The sequence below is a fragment of the Nocardia sp. NPDC003693 genome (assembly GCF_053981095.1).
Genome location: NZ_JBSFNO010000019.1, coordinates 122,424 through 144,859 on the forward strand (window position 1 = coordinate 122,424; position 22,436 = coordinate 144,859).

14 protein-coding genes are annotated in these 22,436 nt (G+C 69.5%); 10 read left to right on the top strand and 4 right to left on the bottom strand.

Features of this window, described 5'->3' with window-relative positions; genetic code table 11:
* Positions 1 to 135 precede the first annotated feature (135 nt).
* Together ACWDOP_RS21730 and ACWDOP_RS21735 are read right to left on the bottom strand one after the other, a co-directional pair.
* The gene (locus ACWDOP_RS21730) at positions 136 to 1,713 is read right to left on the bottom strand and encodes a phosphatase PAP2 family protein (RefSeq protein ID WP_456346526.1); all 1,578 of its coding nucleotides are present in this window, start codon (positions 1,711 to 1,713) and stop codon (positions 136 to 138) included.
* 65 nt (positions 1,714 to 1,778) lie between these two features.
* Entirely contained in the window at positions 1,779 to 2,519 is a 741-nt protein-coding gene (locus ACWDOP_RS21735) for a glutamine amidotransferase (protein ID WP_456346527.1), read from the bottom strand.
* Positions 2,520 to 2,806: 287 nt separating this feature from the next.
* On the opposite strand from ACWDOP_RS21735, the gene ACWDOP_RS21740 reads away from it, so the two are divergent.
* Positions 2,807 to 3,991, top strand: coding sequence for a cation:proton antiporter (locus tag ACWDOP_RS21740; RefSeq protein WP_456346528.1), 1,185 nt, complete (start codon positions 2,807 to 2,809; stop codon positions 3,989 to 3,991).
* A gap of 36 nt (positions 3,992 to 4,027) precedes the next feature.
* Positions 4,028 to 4,927, top strand: coding sequence for an alpha/beta fold hydrolase (locus ACWDOP_RS21745; RefSeq protein WP_456346529.1), 900 nt, complete (start codon positions 4,028 to 4,030; stop codon positions 4,925 to 4,927).
* A gap of 4 nt (positions 4,928 to 4,931) precedes the next feature.
* Here the strand turns inward: ACWDOP_RS21745 and ACWDOP_RS21750 are convergent, their stop codons facing one another.
* The gene (locus ACWDOP_RS21750; RefSeq protein ID WP_456346530.1) at positions 4,932 to 6,221 is read right to left on the bottom strand and encodes a hypothetical protein; all 1,290 of its coding nucleotides are present in this window, start codon (positions 6,219 to 6,221) and stop codon (positions 4,932 to 4,934) included.
* A 446-nt stretch (positions 6,222 to 6,667) separates the two neighbouring features.
* On the opposite strand from ACWDOP_RS21750, the gene ACWDOP_RS21755 reads away from it, so the two are divergent.
* From ACWDOP_RS21755 to ACWDOP_RS21790, 8 genes are all read left to right on the top strand, one after another.
* Positions 6,668 to 7,297, top strand: a complete 630-nt coding sequence (locus tag ACWDOP_RS21755) for a GNAT family N-acetyltransferase (protein WP_456346531.1) — start codon at positions 6,668 to 6,670, stop codon at positions 7,295 to 7,297.
* A gap of 90 nt (positions 7,298 to 7,387) precedes the next feature.
* Complete coding sequence (locus tag ACWDOP_RS21760) at positions 7,388 to 13,984, top strand: type I polyketide synthase (protein ID WP_456346532.1); 6,597 nt, start codon at positions 7,388 to 7,390, stop codon at positions 13,982 to 13,984.
* Positions 13,981 to 15,405 (top strand): aminotransferase class I/II-fold pyridoxal phosphate-dependent enzyme, encoded by a 1,425-nt coding sequence (locus ACWDOP_RS21765; RefSeq protein WP_456346533.1) that lies wholly within the window; start codon positions 13,981 to 13,983, stop codon positions 15,403 to 15,405. The genes ACWDOP_RS21760 and ACWDOP_RS21765 overlap by 4 nt, the downstream gene beginning before the upstream one ends.
* Positions 15,406 to 15,521: 116 nt before the next feature.
* Positions 15,522 to 16,397: an alpha/beta fold hydrolase gene (locus tag ACWDOP_RS21770; protein ID WP_456346534.1), complete on the top strand. Its 876-nt coding sequence runs from the start codon at positions 15,522 to 15,524 to the stop codon at positions 16,395 to 16,397.
* A gap of 121 nt (positions 16,398 to 16,518) precedes the next feature.
* Entirely contained in the window at positions 16,519 to 17,697 is a 1,179-nt protein-coding gene (locus tag ACWDOP_RS21775) for a baeRF3 domain-containing protein (protein ID WP_454205361.1), read from the top strand.
* A gap of 85 nt (positions 17,698 to 17,782) precedes the next feature.
* Positions 17,783 to 18,448, top strand: a complete 666-nt coding sequence (locus tag ACWDOP_RS21780) for a TetR/AcrR family transcriptional regulator (protein ID WP_454205362.1) — start codon at positions 17,783 to 17,785, stop codon at positions 18,446 to 18,448.
* Positions 18,445 to 19,308 (top strand): 3-hydroxyacyl-CoA dehydrogenase, encoded by an 864-nt coding sequence (locus ACWDOP_RS21785; protein ID WP_456346535.1) that lies wholly within the window; start codon positions 18,445 to 18,447, stop codon positions 19,306 to 19,308. The genes ACWDOP_RS21780 and ACWDOP_RS21785 overlap by 4 nt, the downstream gene beginning before the upstream one ends.
* A gap of 64 nt (positions 19,309 to 19,372) precedes the next feature.
* Entirely contained in the window at positions 19,373 to 21,136 is a 1,764-nt protein-coding gene (locus ACWDOP_RS21790; RefSeq protein ID WP_456346536.1) for an oleate hydratase, read from the top strand.
* A 3-nt stretch (positions 21,137 to 21,139) separates the two neighbouring features.
* On the opposite strand, the gene ACWDOP_RS21795 is transcribed toward ACWDOP_RS21790, so the two are convergent.
* Complete coding sequence (locus tag ACWDOP_RS21795) at positions 21,140 to 22,327, bottom strand: hypothetical protein (protein ID WP_456346537.1); 1,188 nt, start codon at positions 22,325 to 22,327, stop codon at positions 21,140 to 21,142.
* Between the last annotated feature and the right edge of the window lie 109 nt (positions 22,328 to 22,436).

The following is a 22,436-nucleotide window of genomic DNA, read 5'->3' on the forward strand; positions in this document are numbered from 1 at the left end:
CCGACGCAGGCAACCCGGCCCAACCCGGCCTCGAGCCACTCCGCGGCCCGGCACACCATCCGCTCGGACTCGCGCGAGACAAGGCTTGGATTCGGCTCGAGACAGGCGAGCCCGCCCGGCCTGGCAGGCAGCCGGTCAGTCGCGCTGGAAGAACTCCCGCACGCGGGTCAGCGGATTCTCGCGGTGGTGGGGGCGGGGGCGGGTCGCCCAGCGGGGATTGTCCTCGTTGCGGCGGTAGGCGGTCACCTGGCCGGCCATCGAGAAGCGGACGGTCGCGGCCTCGCCGATCACCTCGCCGTCGGCGGCCACGGCCTCGGGGGCATCGAGGTGGATCGTCAGCTCGGGGACCTGGCGTTCGCCGTAGACCTTGCTGCGGCCGATCGCGGCCAGGGACAGGGCGATCACGGCGCGGGTGCGGGAGAAGCGGACGTCGGCGCGGAGCCAGCGCACATCCAGGAGGTTGGCGTCCAGGCGGGCGCGGAAGGCCGGGACCGCGCCGTGCGGGTGGTACGGGCCGTTGCCGACGAAGACGAACCAGACCTCGTGCCAGCGATCCTCGAAGCGGATGCGAATCGGCTTGGCGCGGCGCAGGATCACCACCAGGGCGAGAGCGAACGCGGGCCACTTGCCCCAGCGGCCCTGCCACTTCTCGCGCAGGCGCACCAGGTCGGGGTAGGCGCCCAGGCTCGCGGTGTTGATGAGGTGGTGGGTGCGCGTCCCGGATTCCGATTCCAGTTCGACCGAGGCGATGTCGACCGCGACGGCCTCGCCCGCGCCGGTGGCGTCGCTGACCTCGAGCAGGTCGTAGACCCCGAGGTCACGCGCGAAGTGGTTGAGGGTGCCGGTCGGGATGACGACCAGCGCCAGCCCGTGCCGCAGCGCCACCGTGGCCGCCGCGGCGATGGTGCCGTCGCCGCCGGCCGCGCCGACCGCCAGGATCTTCTCCGGCCCCGAAAGCGCCTGCTCCAGCGCCTCTTCGAGCTGATGGACGCAGTCCAGTCCGGGTTCGGTGCGCAGCACGGTCGCCGCGGGCAGCGCCGCGGCGACATCGGCGGTCGGGTCGTATCCGGGATCACCGGACACCGGGTTGACCACCACGATCAGACCGGCGCCGTCCGGCAGCCGGGGCGCCTCGCGCACCAGATGCGCTGCGGCCTCGTCGGATTCGCGCACCGGCCACCACAGCCGGGTCGCCAGCGCGATGCCGGAACCGACCGCCGCGCCGACGAACACGTCCGAGGCCCAGTGCACGCCGGTGTGCACCCGCGAATAGGCCACGGCCGCCGCGATGGGCGCGATCACCATGCCGGTGCGCGGGCTCTCCAGCGCGACGGCGGTCGCGAACGCCGCGGCCGAGGCGCTGTGCCCGGACGGGAACGACGACGAGGTCGGCTGATCTATCAGCCGCCGGCCGATCGGCAACTCCTCGGCCGCGGGCCGCCGCCGCGCGAACATGTTCTTCAGCACCAGATTCACGGTGAAACTGGCCCCGGCCACCGAGATCACCCCGCGCAGCGCGGCACGGCGCGTGGAGCCCTGCTTGGATGCCAGCGCCGCCGCGACGGCCATCCACAGCACGCCCTTGTCGGCCGTGCGGGTCAGGTGCAGCATGCCGCTGTCGGCCCCGGACAGCGGAATTCGCGCCACCGCCCCGCTGACCGACCTGTCGAAACGCCCGACCCGATGAAACTTGCGACCCAACCACGCACTCACGGTTTCGAAACTACAGGGCCGAAGCCGGATCGGAGCGGCCGGCCGCGAGCCCTCGCCCCGGCCGCTCACCGGCCGGCGGGATAACGCGTAATGAAGCGCCGCAGGATCTCCGCGGGCACCGGAACCGATTCCCGATGCCCGAGCGCGATCAGATAATCGGCCTCGGCCGGATCGAAATATCCCGCGTGCCGGTAGGTTTCGATACGCACCGCGAGCCCGTCGCCGTCGAGTTCGGGATGGAATTGGGTGGCGTACACATTCTCGCCGTACCGGATCATCTGAACCGGGCAGTCACCGGATCCGGCGAGCAACACCGCGCCAGGCGGCACCGCCTGACAGGCTTCCTTGTGCCCGACGAAGGCCCGGAATCGCTCGGGCAGATCGTGCAGCAGCGGATCTTTCCGCGCCGCCGCGGTCAATTCGATGGTCTGCGCGCCCGCCTGTTCACCGAATCGCGCGGTGCTGACCTCCCCGCCCAGCACCACGGCCAGAATGCCGAGTCCGTAGCACGCGCCCAGATAGGGAAAATCCCGCGCCACGATCTCGGCGAGCAGTTCCCGCAGCGGGGGTTCGAATCGCCGCTGGTAATCGTATTTCTCGGGTTCGGGATTACTCAGGTTGCTCGGCCCGCCGCCGACGATGACCGAGGAGTAATCGTCCAGGGTCAGCGCCGGGAAATCGCGGTCCATCTGCACCCGCACCACCGCGTCCGGGTCCATCCGGGCACTGCGCAGCACCGCGAAGTATTCGTCGTCCGCGGCCGCTGTCTCGGGCCGCAACTGCAGGAGTAGACACGGCTTCGGCATGCCTCAGATTATGTGCGGCGATCTCCCGGTTCGGGCGCAACCGGCCGCAATCTCGCACCCGCGATCCGCCGCACGCGCACATCCGAATTCGCCGTACCGGACAGACTGTCCGATTTGTCGGGTTATCGTAGGGCGTGAATACAGACGCGAAATCGCAGCCGAGTATCGGTGTGCGCAAAGGCTTTTCATCCATCACTCCGCGCTACGCCGATCGGGTCCCCGACCTCCCGCGCGGCGCGCACACCTGCCCACCCACCGCGCTGATTCGAACAGACGGGTAAGCGGCGATGGTGGCACACGACACCGCCCTCGGATTGATTCAACTGGGCGCGGTACTTTTCGGACTCGGATTACTCGGGCGCGTGGCCGCCCGCATCGGACTCTCCCCCATTCCGCTGTATCTCATCGGCGGATTGATGTTCGGCACCGGCGGATTCGTCGAACTGCCGCAGGCGGACGAGTTCATCCACATGGCCAGCGAGATCGGCGTGATCCTGCTGCTGCTCCTGCTCGGATTGGAGTACACCGCCGGCGAACTGGTCACCGGCCTGCGCCAATCCTGGGCCGCTGGCGTCCTGGACCTGGCACTGAACGCGACACCCGGGGTGTTGGTCGCGCTCGTGCTGGGCTGGGGCCTGACCGGCGCGGTCGCCATGGCCGGGGTCACCTACATCTCCTCCTCCGGCATCGTCGCCAAGGTGCTGGACGATCTGGGCCGACTGGGCAATCGGGAGACCCCGACCATCCTGTCGATCCTGGTCTTCGAGGACCTGGTGATGGCCGCGTACCTGCCGGTGCTGACCGCAGTCCTGGCCGGAGCCGGTTTCGCGGCCGGGCTGAAAACCCTCGGCATCGCCCTGACGGCGGTCACCGTCGTGCTGGTGGTGGCGCTGCGCTACGGCCGCTACGTCTCGATGATCGTGGACAGCGACGACCGCGAGATCTTCCTGCTGAAGATCCTCGGTTCGGCCCTGCTGGTCGCCGGAGTGGCCTCCGCACTGCAGGTCTCGGCCGCGGTCGGGGCGTTCCTGCTGGGCATCGCGGTCTCCGACTCCACCGCGCACAACGCCACCAAGATCCTGGAGCCGCTGCGGGATCTGTTCGCGGCCCTGTTCTTCGTGCTGTTCGGCCTGAGCACCGATCCGGCCAGCATTCCGCCGGTGCTGGGCTGGGCGGTGGCGCTCGCGGTGCTGACCGCCGCGACGAAGATCGCGACGGGGTGGTGGGCGGCCGCGCGCGTAGGGACCTCCCGGTATGGACGCGCCCGGGCGGGATCGGCTTTGGTGGCCCGCGGCGAATTCTCCATCGTCATCGCGGGACTGGCCGTCGCGGCCGGTGCCGCGCCGGGCGAATTCGCCGCTCTGGCCACCACTTACGTACTGTTGATGGCCTCCTTCGGCCCGATCGCGGCGCGCGGGCTCGAACCGGCGCTCCGCCGGTGGGACGAACGCCGGGTCCAGCCCGCGCAATAGTCACGATGGGGCCCGCGCACTGGCTATCGTGACTGCATGTCCGAATCCGGTTACACCGCCAGCTCGTCCGAGCCCCCGGCCATCGCGGGGGTGCGCCGCAGTTTCGTCGAGGCGCGCGGCGTGCGGTTCCATGTGACCGAGGCGGGGCCGGCCGACGGCCGGCCGGTGGTGCTGCTGCACGGGTGGCCGCAGCACCATTACGCCTATCGGGACCTACTCGCGGATCCACCCGCCGGTCTGCGAATCATCGTCCCCGACCTGCCCGGATACGGCTGGTCGGGGCCGCCCCCGCACCGCTGGGCCAAGGAGGAGGTCGCCTCGGACCTGCTCGCCCTGCTCGATGCCATGGGGCTGCGCGATGTGCTGCTGGCCGGGCACGATTGGGGCGGCTTCATCGGCTACCGCATGGTGCTGCGCGCACCGGAGCGGTTCGGCGGCTTCCTGGTACTCAACATGGCGCATCCGTGGGTGCCGTCGCAGGTGGTGCTGCGCCACGTGTGGCGGTTCCTGGCGTACCAGCCGCTCATCGCGACCGTCGGGGTGCCGTTGCAGCAGCGCACGCGCTTCCTCGAGCGCCTGATCGCGGGCGCGATGACCGATCGCGACGCGGTCAGTCCCGATGTGGTGCGCAGTTATTCGGACCGTTTCCGCGATCCGGTGTGCGCCCGCGCGGCCACCGACACCTATCGCACCTTCTGGCTGCACGAGATCCCGAACTCCACCAAGACCCCCGAGCGCCGCCGCATCGGCATTCCGGTGCGGGCGCTGTTCGGGGTCGACGATGTGGCGGTACATCATTCGATGGCCGCCTCGGACACCGCACAGGCCGACGACTACGTCTTCGAACCGGTCTCGGGCTGTGGGCATTTCATCGTCGACGAACGACCGGATCTGGTGCGCGCCCGGCTGATCGAGCTGGCGAATTCCACGAGATAGGCGCTCACACACCGAATATGGCGAGGTGGATGAATCCGCCCACCACGCCGAGAACCGCGCCGTGCACGAACAGCAGCCACTCGTCCTGGCGGGTGGCCGAGCGCAGCAGTTCCACGAAGTCCTTGCGGTCCAGCTCCCGCATCTGCACCGCGACGTAGTCGCGCACGCGCGCGCTCTGGGCCGAGAGGAAGTCGGGATCGGCGAAGGCTGTCTCGGTCAGCTGCAGCAGTTCCGGGGTCACGTCGGATTTGATGCGCTCGTACCCCGCGCGGCCCAGGGAGAAGCGCACCGCGTGCAGCGCCTGCCCCGCGGCCTCGTCGACCGAGGCGCCCATCACCGATTCCAGCAGCGAGAGCGTCCGATCGGCGCGCGGGCCCGCCAGCAGTTCGTGCGCGATGCGCTGGGGCGTCATGACCTCGCCGGCGATGATCTCGGCGTAGCCGTCGGCGATCTCGTTGCGCCGCCGCAGCATCAGGCCCTGACGCCACGGCACCCACCAGCGCGGGGTCAGCGGCTCGTAGATCATGGTGATGCCGACCCAGTTCACGACGTAGCCGATGACGACCCCGCCGAGCGGCAGCACCCACCAGTACGGCCAGAAGTGCAGGATCCCCACCAGCAGGAAACCCATCGGGAAGCCGAAGTAGAAACCGAAGTTCTGCATGAAGCGCAGCTCGCGGGCCGCGATCTCGCGGAACATGCGGTTGATCAGCCTGGGGTGCGCGGTGAGGTGGCGGATGGTCATCCATTTGGGATCGATGAGCTCCTCGATGTGCTCACCGATGCCGGTGGTGATGTCGCGCGCGCTGACCGGCAGCTGTTCGGCGACCCGGCGATAGATGAGCTCGCGCGCCGAGGCGGGCAGGTTGTACCAGAGCTGCGGATTGCGCCGCACCATGATGCGGTGCACGATGCCGGGGATCTGCGGCCGGATGAGGTCGACCAGCTGTTCGGCGATGCTGTCCGGGTCGAGCTCCCGATAGAAGTCCGCCATGCTGCCGAGTTTGGACAGGCCCTTGTCGACCGCGATGCTGGCCATCTTCTCCGCGCGCGAGGGCACGATGCCCTGCCAGCCGAAGCGGCCGTCGTGCGACAGCAGCGGCAGCACCTGGATGCGCCGCGGCAGATACGGGTAGACCCAGCGCAGACCCGGCACCCGGACACCGTGGAAGCGAATGGGCTCGAAGAGCATGAGTATGCCGGTCCAGTTGGTGATGTACCCGATGACGCCGGTGAACAGCGGAATGGTGATCAACTCGAGCAATAGATGACGCGGCATGGACAAGTGTGACATCACCGGCATCGAATGCGGGCGACAACCCCCGAAGGCCGATGCGATCGTCCGCGTGCGGTCGCCCGGCAGCCATCGGGGGTTCACCCGGGGCGGTGTCCCGGAGTGTCGGATCGCGCACGCTTTCGCGTTCGCGCAAATTCGGACAAATACCCCAATGGTTGACTCGGCAACCCGGCGGACACCTCGGCATTCCCACTGTCTGAGCCAACAACATTGCACCGCAATGCTTTTCGATCGCGCGACTCTAGGCCATGTCCAACCGATGAGCAATAGCGTCGTGAATTGTTTTATGCCACAACAACTACCACTGCCGCTGTGATCGAGCGCGTGTAACCTACTGACCAGTACTACCGATCAGTAGCATCTCGAGGCGGGTCGGTCCGTAGCGCGCGTGGCAGCCCCGGCGCGCTATCGGGCAGTGGGCGGCACAGGGTAGAGGGACGGCTTTGAATCAGTTGGGCGCACCGGTTTTTCGCCGTGCCACCGAGCACGACATCGACGACATGGCGCGCATCATCTCGCGGGCATTCGCCACCGACGACCCGATCGAGGAGTACGTCTTTCCGGACCCGGCCGACCGGCACCGCAGGTCACCCCGCATGTTGCGCATCATGATCCGGCATCGCTTCCTGCCCGCGGGCGGAGCGGCGGTGGCCACCATCGATGGCGAGATCGTCGGGGCGATGCTCTGGTACCCGGCCGGATACGCCAAATCCCTGTGGCGGGAAGCGATTTCCGGGCCACAACTGTTGTGGGCCATGGCCGGGGCGACCGGGCGCGGAATGGATGTGGACGCGGCCATCGCCGAGACCACACCGGCCACGGCCCACAACTATCTCGTCTATCTGGGCTGCGAGCCACGGGTACAGCGTTCCGGGGTGGGCCGGGCGCTGGTGCACTGGCTCGCCGCCGAATCCGACCGCGAACAGGCGGCGGTGTGCGGCATTTGCAAGGACGCGAATGTCGACTACTACCGGGCTTTCGGATTCGAGTTCGTCCGCAGGGCCAGGATCGGGCGCGGGGGCCCGGAGATGAATTTCGTATTGCGGCCGCCGGTTCCGGTCGGCATCGGCTGACCGCGCCGTTCGGCGGAAAGACACACCGTGGGGTCGGGCCCACGTCTCGGGGGGAATGCCAGTTTCGATCTGATTTGCCGAGGAGTCGTCGTGTCTGATATTGCCATCGTCGGAATCGGGTGCCGATACGCGGGCGGTATCGATTCCCCAGAAGCGTTCTGGGACTTCATTATCGATAAGCGCGACGGTGTCACCGAGATCCCGGCCGAACGCTGGGACTACCGGCGCTACTACGACCCGGACAAGCGCACCCCGGGCCGCATGTACACCCGGCGCGCGGCCTTCATGACCGGCGATCCCTGGGCCTTCGATCCGGATTTCTTCGGCATCTCGCCGCGCGAGGCCGCCGCCATGGATCCGCAGCAGCGCCTGATCCTGGAGGTCGCCTGGGAGGCGCTGGACGACGCCGGCATCGCGGGTCGCATCGCGGGTGCGCCCATCGGCGTCTACGTGGGCGCGTTCACCCTCGATCAGCTCGCGGTCTCCAACACCACCGCCGCGCTGCCGTACGTGGACATGCACACCGCCGCGGGCGCGTCCTACACCATGCTGTCGAACCGAATCGCCTTCGCGCTCAACATGGTCGGCCCCGCGCTGACCGTGGACACCGCGTGCTCCTCTTCGCTGGTCGCCCTGCACCTGGCGAGCCAGGCGCTGCTCAACGGCGACTGCACCGTCGCCCTGGCGGGCGGCGTCACCATGCTCATGCAGCCCGAACCCTTCGTCTCCATGTGCAAGGGCGGCTTCCTGGCCGCCGACGGCCGCAGCAAGCCCTTCGACGCCGCCGCCGACGGGTACGGGCGCGGCGAGGGCTCGGGCATGGTCGTGCTGAAGAAGCTCGCGGACGCCGAACGCGACGGGGACCGGGTCTACGCCGTCATCAAGGCCACCGGCTCCAACCAGGACGGGCGCACCACCGCCATCACCGTGCCCAACGCCGACCTGCAGGAGGCGCTGGCCAAGACCGTGTCGGCGCGCGCCGGGATCGCCCCGCACGAGGTCACCTACGTGGAGGCGCACGGCACCGGCACCCCGGTCGGCGATCCGCTGGAGCTGCGCGCCATCGGCAACGCCTACGGCCGGGTACCCGGGCGCACCACCCCGGTCGGCGTGGGATCGGTCAAGGCCCAGCTCGGGCACACCGAGGCCGCTTCGGGCATCGCCAGCGTCATCAAGTCCGCGCTGGCCATCTCCAAGCGCACCATCGCCCCGCAGGGCTGGCTCGACACCCCCAACCCCGACATCCCGTTCGATGAACTCGGCATCCGGCTCCAGCTCGAGGCCGAGCCGGTGGGCCCCGAGGTCGAGCGCATGACGGTGGCCGTCAACGGTTTCGGCTACGGCGGCACCAACGCGCACGCCATCCTGCAGGAATACGTCCCGGCCGCGGACGCCGGGCGGGCGCCCCGGCACTTCGGCGTGCTGCCGCTCTCGGCGCGCACCGACAAGGCCACCCGCGATCTGGCCCGCGGCTTCGCCGAACTCATCGCCGACGGCGCGGATCCCGCGCTGCTGGCCGAGGCGGCCTGGACCCGCCGCCAGCACCACCAGTTCCGCACCGGGCTGCCCTTCGGCGACGACACCGAATTGGTCACCGCCCTGGTCGAATTCGCCAACGGCGGCGGCAAGTCCGCCACCAAGGTGATCGCGTCCAAGGTCGCCGAGCCGGTCTTCGTGTTCACCGGCATGGGCCCGCAGTGGTGGGGCATGGGACGCGAATTGCTGGCGGCCGGAGGCACTTTCGCCGCCGAGGCCGAACGGATCGACGCGGTGTTCACCGAGATCGCCGGCTGGTCCATCCTCGCGGAGCTGCGCCGGCCGGAGCAGGAGTCCCGGGTCACCGAGACCGCCATCGCCCAGCCCGCCAACTTCCTGATCCAGGTCGCGCTGTTCGCGCTGCTGGCCGAGCACGGCATTCACCCCGCCGCGGTGGTGGGGCACAGCGTGGGCGAGGTGTCCGCGGCCTACGTGAGCGGCATGCTCTCCCTGCGCGACGCCCTGCTGGTGAGCTGTCATCGCGCCCGCCTGCAGGCCACCACCGCCGGCTCCGGCGGCATGCTCGCCATCGGCCTGCCGCAGGCCGCCGCGCTGGAGTTGATCGCCGGGGACGACCTGGTGGACATCGCGGCCGTCAACAGCCCCAGCGCCGTCACCCTCGCGGGTGCGCGCGAACGCCTCGACGAGATCGCCGAGAACCTCACCGCGCAGGGCGTTTTCGCCAAGGCGCTGCACGTCGAGGTGCCGTACCACAGCTACCTCATGGATCCGATCCTCGACGAACTGCGTTCGGTGCTCGCCGATCTCACGGTGTCCGAGCCGACGCTGCCGCTGCTGTCCACGGTCACCGGGCGACAGGTCACCGGGGCCGACTGGGACGCCGAGTACTGGTGCGCCAACGTGCGCCAGCCCGTGCGCTTCGCCGACGCCGTCACCGAACTCATCGGCGCGGGCAACCGGGTCTTCGTCGAGGTGGGCCCGCATCCGGTGCTGGGCGCGAACATTCGCGAAATCCTGATCGGCGCGGGCGAGACCGGCACCACCGTGGCCACGCTCAATCGCAAGCAGGACGACGCCACCAGCGTGCGCCAGACCCTGGCCGGGCTGTACGCGGCGGGCGTGCTGCCCATCGACGCGCTGTTCGCCGACCTGGTGACCCCGCACATCGACCTGCCGCGCTACCCGTGGCAGCGCACCCACCTGCGCACCGAACTGCCGTTCTTCCGGCAGCAGCAGTACGGCACCCCCGGCGGATACCCCATGCTCGGCGACGCGAACCGCGACGATCCGACCACGTCCTGGCGGGTCCAGCTCGGCATCGGCGGGATGGAGTGGCTGGCCGATCACGTGGTCGGCGGCGCGCGCATCCTGCCCGGCGCGGCCTACCTGGACGCGGCCCTGAGCGCGGCCGCGGTGCGCACCGAATCCACCCGCGTCGCCCTGGAACAGGTGCGCTTCGTCGCACCGCTGATCATCGACGACGGCACGGTACCCACCATGGAGCTGAAGGTCGAGGAGGCCACCCGCCGCTTCGTCATCCGCTCGCGCACCACCCCCGACGCGCTGTGGACCGTGCACGCCACCGGCCGGCTCGTGGAGGGCGCGTTCGAGTCAACCAAGGTGGACCTGCCCGACGTCGACGAACTGCACGGCATCGATCCGGCCGCCTTCTACGCCGGATTGGCCGCGCGCGGACTGCAGTACGGCCCGGCGTTCCAGCGCGCCACCTCGGTCCGGGTCTCGGGCGCGACGGTGCTCGCGACCCTGGACGCCACCATCGCCCAGGATTCGGGCCATCTCGCGCACCCGTGCGTGGTCGACGCCGCGCTGCAGAGCGTGGCCGCGCTGCTGGCGGGCGCCGGCGGCAAGGACGACGGCGCCATGGTGCCGGTCGGCGTGGACGAGGTGCGCGTCTTCGGCGCCCTGCCCGCGGAGGTGACCGTGGTGGCCCGGCTCGACACCGCCGACGGGCCCGTCGCCGACATCGATCTGCTCGATCCCGAACAGCAGGTGATCATGCGGATCATCGGTATGCGGTTCGGATCCATAGCGCCGGGACGCGGTGCGCTGCAGCGCATGACGGACTTCTTCTTCGAGGACCGCTGGGAGATGCGGGAACCGGTGGAACTCGCCGGCCTGCCGAGCGCGGACACGGTGCACACGCTGGTGGTCGAACTCGGCCCCGAACCCGGCGAGCGGGCGGCCCGCATCGCGGCGGGCGCCCGGCACGCGGAACTGCTCGCCATCGGTGACCCGGGGCGCGACGACCTGGAAACCGCTCTGCTGGAACGCCTGTGGGCGGCCCTGGACGACGCGGAGATCGAACGCCTGCACGTGGTGCTGGTGGCGGGGCACGCCTTCGCGGATCTGGACAACCTGTGGACGCTGCGGCGGCTCGCGGTCGCGCTGGAGGGCTTCCTCGAAGCCTGGCTGGAACGGCGCGGCACCGAGATCACCATGACCGGTGACGGCTCGCTGCACCTGACCCTGGTCACCGAGCGCGCCTTCGCGCACCCCGACGAGGACACCGCGCCCGATCCGGCGCACGCCGCGCTCGCCGGCGCCCGCCGCGTGCTGCTGAACGAGCAGCCGCGCCTGCGCTGGCGACTGGTCGACATCGAATCCGACACCGGCGACGCCGAATTGGCGGCCGAGCTCGCCATTCCCGGCGCCTTCGGTTACGACGACACCGACGAGGTCTTCCTGCGCACCGGACTGCGCTGGGTCCCGGTCGTGGACGCCTCGCTGCCGGGCCGGATCGAGGCGCTGGATCAGGCTGTGCCGCTGCACGATCCGGAGGCCAACTTCACCCTGGAACTGCCCAAGTCGCGCGTGCTGTCCCGGCTGGGCTGGCGCGGGTGCGACCGGCGCGCGCCGGAGGCGAACGAGGTCGAGGTCCGCATGCTGGCGGTCGGCCTGAACTACAAGGACCCGCTCAAGGTGCTCGGCGTACTCGGCGCGGAGGAGCTCGCGGGCACCTACTTCGGCATTACGCCCGGCATGGAGGGCGACGCGGTCGTGGTCCGGCTCGGCGCGGACGTCACCGATCTGGCCATCGGCGACCGGGTCATGCTGTCCTCCAAGGGCATGATCAGCCGATTCCACACCGCGCCCCGCGATCTCATGTCCGCGGTCCCGGACGAATCGCAGCCCGGCTTCAGCACCAACCTGGTCTCCTTCGCCACCGCCGAGCACGCCCTGCTGGAACTGGCCCGCGTGCGCGCCGGTGACGTGGTGCTGGTGCACGGCGCGGCGGGCGGCGTCGGCTCGGCCGCGGTCCAGATCGCCGCGCTGCACGGCGCGGTGGTCATCGGCACCGCGAGCACCGACGAGCGCCGCGCCTACGTGCTGGAGCAGGGCGCCGATCACGTCCTGGACTCACGCTCGCTGAACTTCGCCGACGACGTGCTCGGGCTCACCGGCGGGCGCGGAGCCGACGTCGTCATCAGCACCGCGCCGGGCGAGATCCTGCGCCGGAACTTCAAGGCGGTGGCCGAGTTCGGGCGCATCGTGGAGATCGGCAAGGCCGACATCTACACCGGCGGCGTGCTCGATCTGCGGCTGTTCGACAAGAACATCTCGTACCACTCCTTCGACCTGGACCGCATGCTCGGCATGCGCCGGGCCGAGAGCGTGGCGCTGATGAACCGGGTCGAGCACCACCTGGTGGACGGGACCTACCGGCGACTGCCGTTCGAGGTCTACGACACCGACGACGTGGCCAAGGCGTTCGAGGACGTGGCCCGCTCCACCAAGATCGGCCGCATCGCGGTCAGCCTGGAGCACGCCGCGCCGCTCGTGCGGCCGCAGGTGCCGGCGGTGCGGGTGGATCCCGACGCGGAGTACCTGGTGACCGGCGGCTTCGGCGCCTTCGGTCTGGCGATCGGGCGCTGGCTGGTCGGGCGCGGCGCGCAGCGGCTGACGCTGCTCGGGCGCGGCGGCGCGACCAGCGCGGCGAGCCGGGATCAGCTGGCGGCGTGGGAGCACGCCGGCGTGCGGGTCACGGTGGAGAAGGTCGACGTCACCGACGTCGAGGCCATGACCGCGGTCGTGGCCCGGGCCCACTCCCCCGAGCACCCGCTGCGCGGCGTCTTCCACACCGCGGGCATCGTCGACGACAAACGTCTCTCGATCATGGATCGCGCCAGCCTGGAGTCGGTGTTCCGGCCCAAGATCGAGGGTGCGCAGGCGCTGCGGTCCGCCCTCGCCGCGACCGGCGCCGAACTCGACATGTTCGTGCTGTTCTCCTCCGGCAGTGCCATTTTCGCCGGTGTCGGGCAGTACGCCTACACCGCCGCCAATATCGCGCTGCAGTCGATCGCGGACGTGGTGGTGCGCGACGGCGGCACCGCGCTGGCGGTGGGCTGGGGTCACATGTCCGGCGGCGGCATGGCCGAGGCCGACGAGACCGTGACGCGGTATCTGATCGCCACCGGCTTCGACCCCATCACCATGGACGAGGGCACCGAATTCCTGGAAAAGGCACTGGAACTCGGCCTCCACCACCAGGTCGCCATCATCCCGACCGACTGGGGCAAGGTCGCCTCGACCGCACCGCACTTCAGCATGCTCGCCCGGGTCGCGGCGCAGATCGCGGCGGCCGCCGAGGACGATTCGGCGAACTCGCAGCTGATCGCCGCGCTGCGGGCACTGGACGAGCAGAAGCGCGGGGATGTGGTGGCGCACATGCTCGCCGAGCAACTCGCGACGGTCATGGGCGTGGACGCCGACTCGATCGATCTCACCGTCCCGGTGCCCGAACTCGGCCTGGACTCGCTCATGGCCGTCGAGTTCGGCGCCCTGGTGAGCAAGACGCTGGGCATCGACCTGACCTCGCTCAAGATGGGCCGCACCTTCACCCTGGAGCAGGCCGGCGCGCGAGCGGCCGAATTCCTGGTCGGGGAAACGGGTTCGGACGCCGGCGCGGTGAGCACGACCGTCCCGGCTGCTCCCGCCCTCGACGGACCCGCCGCGAGTCCGATCGCGACGGGAACACAGGCCGTGGAACCGGTCGGCTCCGCGGTCGAAGCCGCCGTCCCAACCGCCGACGGATCGGCCCCGGCCGCAGCGCCGAGCACAACCGAAATCAACGGCGGCACGGTCGAATCCGGCGCCGAAGGCAGTGATCACGAGACGAACGGCCGCCCCGCGGCCGCCGCCACCACGACGACCACGGAGGTGCAGGCATGACCGCATCGGCTCGCGATCTGGCCCGGCAACTACTGGCGGGCAACGGAACTCCGCCGGTCGGGGGTGGTCTGCGCCCGGGACCGAGCGCCCGGCCCGCGAGCGGCCCCGCCGTGCGCACCGGGGCGGCGGCGCGGCCCGCCGCGTCCGGCACCCCCGCGCGGGCTCCGCGCGGCCCCGGGCGGCAGTTCGCCGACCATCCCGAGGTCGCCGCGGCGGTCGCCAAGCGGGCGATCATCGCGTCCATGACCGAGCAGTCCGGCATGACGAGCCCGGTCTTCCTGCCGCGAACCAGCCCGAACGACACCGTCATCCGGGCCGAGGGGGCGCCGGGCGAGCTGATCAACTTCAGCGCCTACAACTACCTGGGCCTGTCCAGTCACCCGCGAGTGGTGCAGGCCGCCAAGGCCGCGCTGGACCGGTACGGCGCCTCGGCCTCGGCCAGCCGCATCGTCTCCGGCGAGATCCCGCTCTACGGCGAGCTGGAGCGCCGGCTCGCCGACACCTACGACGTCGGCGACGCCATGGTGACCACCAGCGGCTACCTCACCAACGCCGGCGTGATCGGGTTCCTGCTCGGCGAGGGCGATGTCGCCATCTGCGACACGCTCATTCACGGCAGCGTGGTCTCGGGCACCCAGTGGGCGGGCTGCCGCCGGATCAACTTCCGGCACAACGACCCCGAGTCGCTGCGGGCGGTGCTGCGCATGTCGCGCTCGGGCTTCGATCGCGCGCTGGTGGTGCTCGAGGGTCACTACAGCATGGACGGCACGGTGGGCCGGGTGGCCGAACTCGCCGCCATCGCACGGGAATTCGACTGCGCGGTCATGGTCGACGAGGCGCATTCGTTCGGTGTCTTCGGTGCGCGCGGCCACGGTATTCGCGAGCACTACGGCATGCTCGGCTCCGAGGTCGACATCTGGATGGGCACCCTGTCCAAGGCGCTGGGCAGCTGCGGCGGATTCATCGCCGGGGACGCGGACCTCATCGCCGCGATGAAGGCCAGCGCGCCCGGCGTCGCCATGCTCACCGGCGGCCCCGCGCCCTCCACCATCGCCGCCGCCCTGGCCGGGCTCGAGGTCCTGGACTCCGAGCCCAAGCGGGTCAGCCGGCTGTGGCGCAACGCCGAGCTGTTCCATGCGGCCCTGCGCGAACGCGGCCTGAATCTCGGTGACTCCCAGGGCACTCCGATCATCCCGGTCATCATCCCCGGGGAGATGCGCGCCGGTTTCGTCTCGGCCATGCTGCTCCAGCGCGGGGTCTACGCCGGGGCGATCTCGGCCCCTGCGGTTCCCCTCGGCAAGGAACGGCTCCGCTTCTTCATCACCTCCGAGCACACCGAACAGCAACTGCTCACCACCGCCGACCTGCTGGCCGAGATCGTCGCACTGGCCGACCAGGTACCCGAGGGCGCGGCCGTCTGATCTCGGCCGGGGGCGCGGTCGCGGTCGCGCACGTGACCACGCCCCGTCGGCCGTCGGCCCGAAATGAGAGGATCGACCGCGGTTCTGTCAGGTCGAGCATTCGGTGGGTGAAGGCGATGAAGTCGAGCGCAACCAGGTCGCGCGCACGGACCGGGGAGCTGATTCCGGTCCTCGGCCACGAGGTGCACGTGCGCGTGGAGGGTCCCGAGGACGGCAAGCCGGTGCTGCTGCTGCACGGCTTCGAGGGGTCGCTGCACTGGTGGGACGCGCTCACCCCGCTGCTCACCGACACCTACCGCGTCGTCCGGCCCGACCTGCTCGGATTCGGTTGCACCGGAGGCAGTTCCGGCTTCGATCAGGACGGCCAGGGCGATATGCTCGCGGGCCTGCTCATCGCCCTGGACCTCGAGGACGTCGCCGTGGTCGGGCATTCCTGGGGCGCGGACGCCGCCCTCGCGGTGGCCGCCCGGACCGAGCGGGTGAGCGAGGTCGTGATCCTGGACCAGGCCCCGGACCTGAGCTACCTCACCGTCACGCCCGGTGCGCCGGTGCTCGCATTCCCGCCGATCGCCATGCTCGTGCAACATCTCGCGCCCGCGCCGGCCCTGCGGCGCGCGCTGTCCGAGGGCTTCGCCCGGGGTTTCGACCTCGATGCCGCGATACCCGGCCTCGACCAGATGATCCGGGACCATCGCGCCATGTCGTGGCGGGCCTACCACCAGGTCAGCGCGGTGCGCCGCAGGGCACTGGCCGCCAATCCCCTGGACCGGCAACTGGAGATGACCGAACTGCCCGCGCTCGTGGTCCACGGCCGCCACGACCGCCTGTACGACTGGGAGCGCACCCGCGATCGCTACGCCGCGGTGGGCGCGCGCTTCGAACTCATCGACGAGGCCGGGCACAGCCCGAACGTGGAAACCCCCGACCGGCTCGCGGCAATTCTCCGCGACTTCTTGGCTACTTCACAGAAGGTCGCCGATACACCCGGCTGATCAGGGTTTTCATTGAGGAACAAGGTCATCTCAATCCGGTCGACCCCTGCCCCGGGACAGGTCTGGCCATTACCCTGGCTAACGCCTGGGACGACCGGCGACCTCAACCTAAGGACGGCAGATGTTCACACAGTCCGACCTTTCCACCCTGATCAAAGCCGCGCCCGGGCGCGGTGTATCGCTCTTCATGCCCACCCACGTCAGCGGGCCGCAGACCCGGCAGGATCCGATCCGCTTCCGGAATCTGCTCACCGAAGCCCATACCGCGCTGCTGGCCGCGGGCGCGAGCAAGACCGAGGCCCGCGAGCTGCTCGCACCGGCCGAGGCGCTCATCGAGGACGTGCCCTTCTGGCGGCATCAGGATCAGGGCCTGGCCCTGTTCCTGGGCGCGGACGGCACCCAGTACCGCCACCAGGTCCCCCTGGTGCTGACCGAACAGGTGATCGTCGGCGCCGACTTCTACGTGAAGCCGCTGCTGCCGCTGCTCGCCGCCGACGGTGAATTCGCCGTACTCACCATGACCGCCGAAGGCGCACACCTGTATTCGGCCTCGAAGTTCGCCATGACCGAGGACTACGACGGCGGGCTACCCGGCAGTCCGACCGAGAACCTCGACGACGACCGCCAGCACCGGGTGCAGGCCACACCCGCCGCCCGCCCGCACACCGGCGGCCGCACCAGCGCCAGCACCCAGGCCTACGGCGTCACCCCCGCCGACTGGCGCAAGACCACGCTCGAGGAATGGGCGGGCAAGGTCACCTCGGCCGTCGATCGCCATCTGGCCGACGCGGCGATACCGCTGGTGCTGGTGGCCGACGCGGAACTGGCCGGCCAGTTCAAGAAGCGCACCACCCTGGGCCCGCTCTTCACCGGCACGGTGGACACCAACCCGGCCGCGCTGACCGGCGCCGCACTGCACGCCGCGGCCTACGAGGTGGTGCGCCCGCGCTTCGAGGCGGCCCAGCGCGCCGCCGTCGAGCACGCCGCGCAACTGCTGGCCGACGGGCCGACCCGGGTGGCCGTCACCATCGGTGAAGTGGTGCGCGCGGCCTTCCAGGGCCGGGTGGAATCGCTGCTCGTCACCCACGGCGTGGCCGAGTGGGGTCGCTTCGACGAGATGACCGACGCCGTCGAAACCCATTCCGAGCCGGGCACTTCGGTGATCGATCTGGCCGAGTACGCGACCGTGCGCACACTCGAGCACAAGGGCGCGGTCTACATGCTCGAACCCGAGCAGATCGAGAGCCTGTTCCCCGCGAGCACCGCCGCGCGCGCGGCCATCGCGGTACTGCGCTTCTGACCCGGCGCGGGTTGCGAACTCGTTAGCCAGGCGTACGCTCTCTGATGAGTCCACTCATTACGGGTTAGGGAAGCGGAGGTGCCGGATGGCCGGAAACACTCCGTCGGCACCGGTCAACCGGCGTACGCGCGGCATGCTCGACAAGCAGGACCGCATCTTCGAGGCCGCCGCCGCGCTGTTTGCCGAGAAGGGGTTCGCGAGTGTCACCACCCAGCAGATCTCCGATCGCGCCGATATCGCGGCGGGCACGCTGTTCCGGTACGCCGCCACCAAGGGCGAGCTGTTCCTGATGGTGTTCAACCGGGATTTCCGCACCGCGCTCGACAGCGGCGAGCGGGCCGCGCGGGCCGAGACCGATCCCGTGCGTGCCCTGCTGGCCATGGTCCGCCCGATCACCGAGGCCGCCCGGCGCGGCGCCGAGAACACCGTGATCTACCAGCGTGAGCTGCTGTTCGGGTCGCCCGCCGAGAAGTATCGGCAGCAGGGCCTGGAACTGGTGGCCCGCGCGGAGACCCTGTTCGCGCAGCGGCTCACCGCCGACGCGCGGGCCCGCGGCCTGGACGGCCCGCGAGTGGACGAACAGGCCCGGCTCACCGGGCGCGGCATCTTCGCGGTGCTGCACCTGGCACTGGCCCGGCCGGCCACCGGCGTCCATCCGGATCACGACCCCCTACGGGACCTGCGTGCGCAGATCGCACTGCTGGTCACCGGATTCTTCGCCGCACTCACCACCGAACAGGAGAGAGCATGAGCATCGATATTCGCAAGGTCACCGTGCTGGGAACCGGCGTCCTGGGTTCGCAGATCGCCTTCCAGACCGCGTTCAGCGGTTTCGAGGTCACCGCGTACGACATCAGCGATGACGCGCTGAAGGCCGCACAGGAGCGTTTCGACAAGCTCGCCGCGACCTACACGACCGACGTCGCCGGGGCCGGCGACGGCAAGGCCGAGCGCACAGCCGCCGGAATCACGCTGAGTTCGGATCTGGCACAGGCGGTCCGGGACGCGGACCTGGTGATCGAGGCGGTGCCCGAGGTGCTGTCCATCAAGCAGGACACGTATCGCAAACTCGCCGAATCCGCGCCGGAGAAAACGATTTTCGCGACCAACTCCTCCACGCTGCTGCCCAGCGACATGGTCGAGTTCACCGGCCGCCCGGATCGATTCCTGGCCCTGCACTTCGCCAATCAGGTGTGGAAGTTCAACACCGCCGAGGTCATGGGTACCCCCGCCACCGATCCGAAGGTGTACCAGGCGGTCGTCGACTTCGCGTCCGCGATCGGCATGGTGCCCATCGAAATACACAAGGAGAAGGCGGGTTACGTCCTCAACTCGCTGCTGGTGCCGCTGCTCAACTCGGCCATGGCGCTGAGCGCTGGCGGTTACGCCGATCCCGAGGCGGTGGACAAGACGTGGACGATCGCGACCGGCGCGCCCATGGGCCCGTTCCGGATTCTCGACGTCATCGGTCTCACCACCCCCTACAACATCCTGGTCAACAGCGACGACCCGAACGGCAAGCAGCTCGCCGCGTGGTTGAAGAGCAACTACATCGACAAGGGCAAGCTCGGCATCGCCAGCGGGGAGGGCTTCTACAAGTATCCCGCCTAGCACGCCGGGGTCGCGTGAATCTCTTCCCGCACACCATGTTCGAACCGATTCGAGAAGGAGCCGGATGTATTACAGCAATGGCAACTACGAAGCGTTCGCACGGCCCCGCAAACCCGCGGGGGTCGAGGACAAGTCGGCATGGTTCGTGGGTTCCGGGCTGGCCTCGCTCTCGGGCGCGGCCTTCCTGATTCGCGACGGGCGGTTGCCCGGGGACAGGATCACGATCCTCGAGGAGCTGAAGCTCCCCGGCGGTGCGCTCGACGGCATCAAGGAACCGAAGAAGGGCTTCGTGATTCGCGGCGGGCGCGAGATGGAGAACCACTTCGAGTGTCTGTGGGATCTGTTCCGCTCGATCCCGTCCCTGGAGGTCGACGACGCCAGCGTGCTGGACGAATTCTATTGGCTCAACAAGGACGACCCGAACTTCTCGCTGCAGCGCGCCACCCTGAACCGCGGGCAGGACGCGCACACCGACGGCCTGTTCACCCTGAACGAGAAGGCGCAGAAGGACATCATCAAGGTCTTCCTGGCCACCCGCGAGGAGATGGAGAACAAGCGGATCGACGAGGTGTTCTCGAAGGACTTCTTCGAGAGCAACTTCTGGATGTACTGGCGCACGATGTTCGCCTTCGAAGAGTGGCACAGCGCGCTGGAGATGAAGCTGTACCTGCACCGCTTCATCCACCACATCGGCGGGCTGCCGGACTTCTCCGCGCTCAAGTTCACCAAGTACAACCAGTACGAATCGCTGGTGCTGCCGCTGTACCGCTGGCTGCTCGATCAGGGCGTGACGTTCCGGTTCGACACCACGGTGACCGACGTGGACTTCGAGATCACGGCAACGCGCAAGCAGGCCAAGCGGATTCACTGGGAGTCCGAGGGCGTGCCGGGCGGGGTGGACCTGGGCGCGGACGACCTGCTGTTCATGACGATCGGCTCGCTCACCGAGAACTCCGACGAGGGCGATCAGCACACCCCGGCGAAGCTGAACGAAGGCCCGGCCCCGGCCTGGGATCTGTGGCGCACCATCGCCGCCAAGGATCCGGCGTTCGGGCGGCCCGAGGTCTTCGCCGGTGACATCGCCAAGACCAAGTGGGAATCGGCGACGGTGACAACGCTGGATCAGCGTATCCCCGAATACATTCAGAAGATCTGCAAGCGAGATCCCTTCAGCGGCAAGGTCGTCACCGGCGGCATCGTGACGGTGAAGGATTCGAGCTGGTTGATGAGCTGGACGGTGAACCGCCAGCCGCACTTCAAGCAGCAGCCCGCCGATCAGATCGTGGTGTGGGTGTACGCGCTGTTCGTGGACACCCCGGGCGACTACGTGAAGAAGTCGATGCAGGAGTGCACGGGCGAGGAGATCACCCGGGAATGGCTGTACCACCTGGGTGTTCCGGTCGAGGACATTCCCGAACTCGCCGCGAACGCCGCCAAGTGCGTGCCGGTCATGATGCCGTACGTGACGGCGTTCTTCATGCCGCGCACCGCTGGCGACCGGCCGCAGGTGGTGCCCGAGGGCGCGGTGAACTTCGCCTTCATCGGCCAGTTCGCCGAGACCACCCGCGACTGCATCTTCACCACCGAGTACTCGGTGCGCACCGGGATGGAGGCCGCGTATCAGCTGCTCGACATCGAACGCGGCGTACCGGAGGTCTTCGGCTCCACCTACGACATCCGTTCGCTGCTGGCGGCCACCAGCCGGTTGCGCGACGGCGAGGCCATCGATCTGCCGGGCCCGCAGATTCTGCGCAAGCGGCTGCTGAAACGGCTGGACGGCACCGAGATCGGGGAACTGCTCACCGAATTCGGGCTGATCGGCAAGTAGCGGCTACTCCACGAACCAGCGCAGGCCGTCCGGTGCGGTGTCGCACATCAGGCCGGAGCCGTCCGCGCCGGTCGACCGCTGCCCGTACTGGCTGCACCGCTGGCCCGCCACCGCGGAGCCGGGACGCTGACCGGGACGGGTGGTGGTCGGCTGCGGGGTGGTGGATTTGGTCGCGCTGGTGGTCGTGGGCAGCGGCGCCTCGCAGGAGTACCAGAGGCCGTACTCCTTCGAGGTGTACTCGGACAGGCAGCCGTAGCCGACCGGGCCCGACGAGCTCAATCGCACGGCTGTCTCGGCCGTTTCGTTGACGCAGAACAGGCCCGCCTCGTCCATGCGGCAGTCGTACCCGTCGAAGGTGATGCGGCTGCCATAGGCCAGGGTGGGTCCGTCACCGAGCAGGAACTGGCCCGGATCACCCTGCATGCGCCCGACCCCGAGGGTCGCGCCCGGATAGTCGATCCAGTTCCCCACCCAGTTGCCCTGGGCCTTGGCCGGGCGCTCGGGCGGGTTGTCGAGATCGGCGAGGCAGGTCAGCCCCTGCTGATTGGGGTTGGCCCGCTTCGGGGTCATGCAGCGGAGTTTGCCGCTGGGGCTGGCGAACGCGATGGCCGAACCGAGGTCGCTGGTGACACCCTCGGTGGTGGTCGCGGTGTGGAAGTCCGCGGCGTCGACGGCGGTGCCCGCCTTCACCCAGGTGATCACGGTCGACAGCGCGGCGCCGGCGGCCGGCGGGTTGGACTTGCTCGTGGTGGTGACCGGCGGAGCGGTGGTGGCCGCGGTCTCGGTCGGGGCCGCCGTGGGCGCGGCGTCGTCCGAACCCATGAAATGCCGTGTGGTCAGGAAGGTTCCGACGGCCAGCAGCACCAGGACGACGACCCCCAGCGCGCCCAGCCCGGCGAGCTCGGCGGTGGAACGCTTGCGGGGCGGCTGCCGTCGTCCGCGCGGCGACCCGGGGGCCGCGTCGCCGCGGTCCACGCCGTAATCGCCGGGATCGCGGTCGTAGCCGTCACCGGGCGCGCCGTAGCCGTAGCCCTCGGAATCCGCGCCGTATGCGTCGCGGTCCGCGCCATAGCCATCGCGCATCGGCCGCTGGGCGTCGCGGACCGGCTCGAACACGTCGGTGTCCTGCGTCCACCGGTCGGTGTCCGGCGACCACTGGTCCGCGTCGGGCCGATGGTATCCCGATGACATCGCTGTTCCTCTAATCTCCGAGCCGCACAGGCGGAGCCGAATCTTCCGCCTAGCCGGTCAGCATAAATGCAATGCCGGGCTACCAGTTGGTAGGAATGTCCGAATTCGG

Excerpts from the sequence above, each read along its gene's own strand:
- ACWDOP_RS21735 (WP_456346527.1), bottom strand. The coding sequence starts at position 2,519 with ATGCCGAAGCCGTGTCTACTCCTGCAGTTGCGGCCCGAGACAGCGGCC.
- ACWDOP_RS21740 (WP_456346528.1), top strand. The coding sequence starts at position 2,807 with ATGGTGGCACACGACACCGCCCTCGGATTGATTCAACTGGGCGCGGTA.
- ACWDOP_RS21745 (WP_456346529.1), top strand. The coding sequence starts at position 4,028 with ATGTCCGAATCCGGTTACACCGCCAGCTCGTCCGAGCCCCCGGCCATC.
- ACWDOP_RS21750 (WP_456346530.1), bottom strand. The coding sequence starts at position 6,221 with ATGTCACACTTGTCCATGCCGCGTCATCTATTGCTCGAGTTGATCACC.
- ACWDOP_RS21765 (WP_456346533.1), top strand. The coding sequence starts at position 13,981 with ATGACCGCATCGGCTCGCGATCTGGCCCGGCAACTACTGGCGGGCAAC.
- ACWDOP_RS21770 (WP_456346534.1), top strand. The coding sequence starts at position 15,522 with ATGAAGTCGAGCGCAACCAGGTCGCGCGCACGGACCGGGGAGCTGATT.
- ACWDOP_RS21775 (WP_454205361.1), top strand. The coding sequence starts at position 16,519 with ATGTTCACACAGTCCGACCTTTCCACCCTGATCAAAGCCGCGCCCGGG.
- ACWDOP_RS21780 (WP_454205362.1), top strand. The coding sequence starts at position 17,783 with ATGGCCGGAAACACTCCGTCGGCACCGGTCAACCGGCGTACGCGCGGC.
- ACWDOP_RS21785 (WP_456346535.1), top strand. The coding sequence starts at position 18,445 with ATGAGCATCGATATTCGCAAGGTCACCGTGCTGGGAACCGGCGTCCTG.
- ACWDOP_RS21790 (WP_456346536.1), top strand. The coding sequence starts at position 19,373 with ATGTATTACAGCAATGGCAACTACGAAGCGTTCGCACGGCCCCGCAAA.
- ACWDOP_RS21795 (WP_456346537.1), bottom strand. The coding sequence starts at position 22,327 with ATGTCATCGGGATACCATCGGCCCGACGCGGACCAGTGGTCGCCGGAC.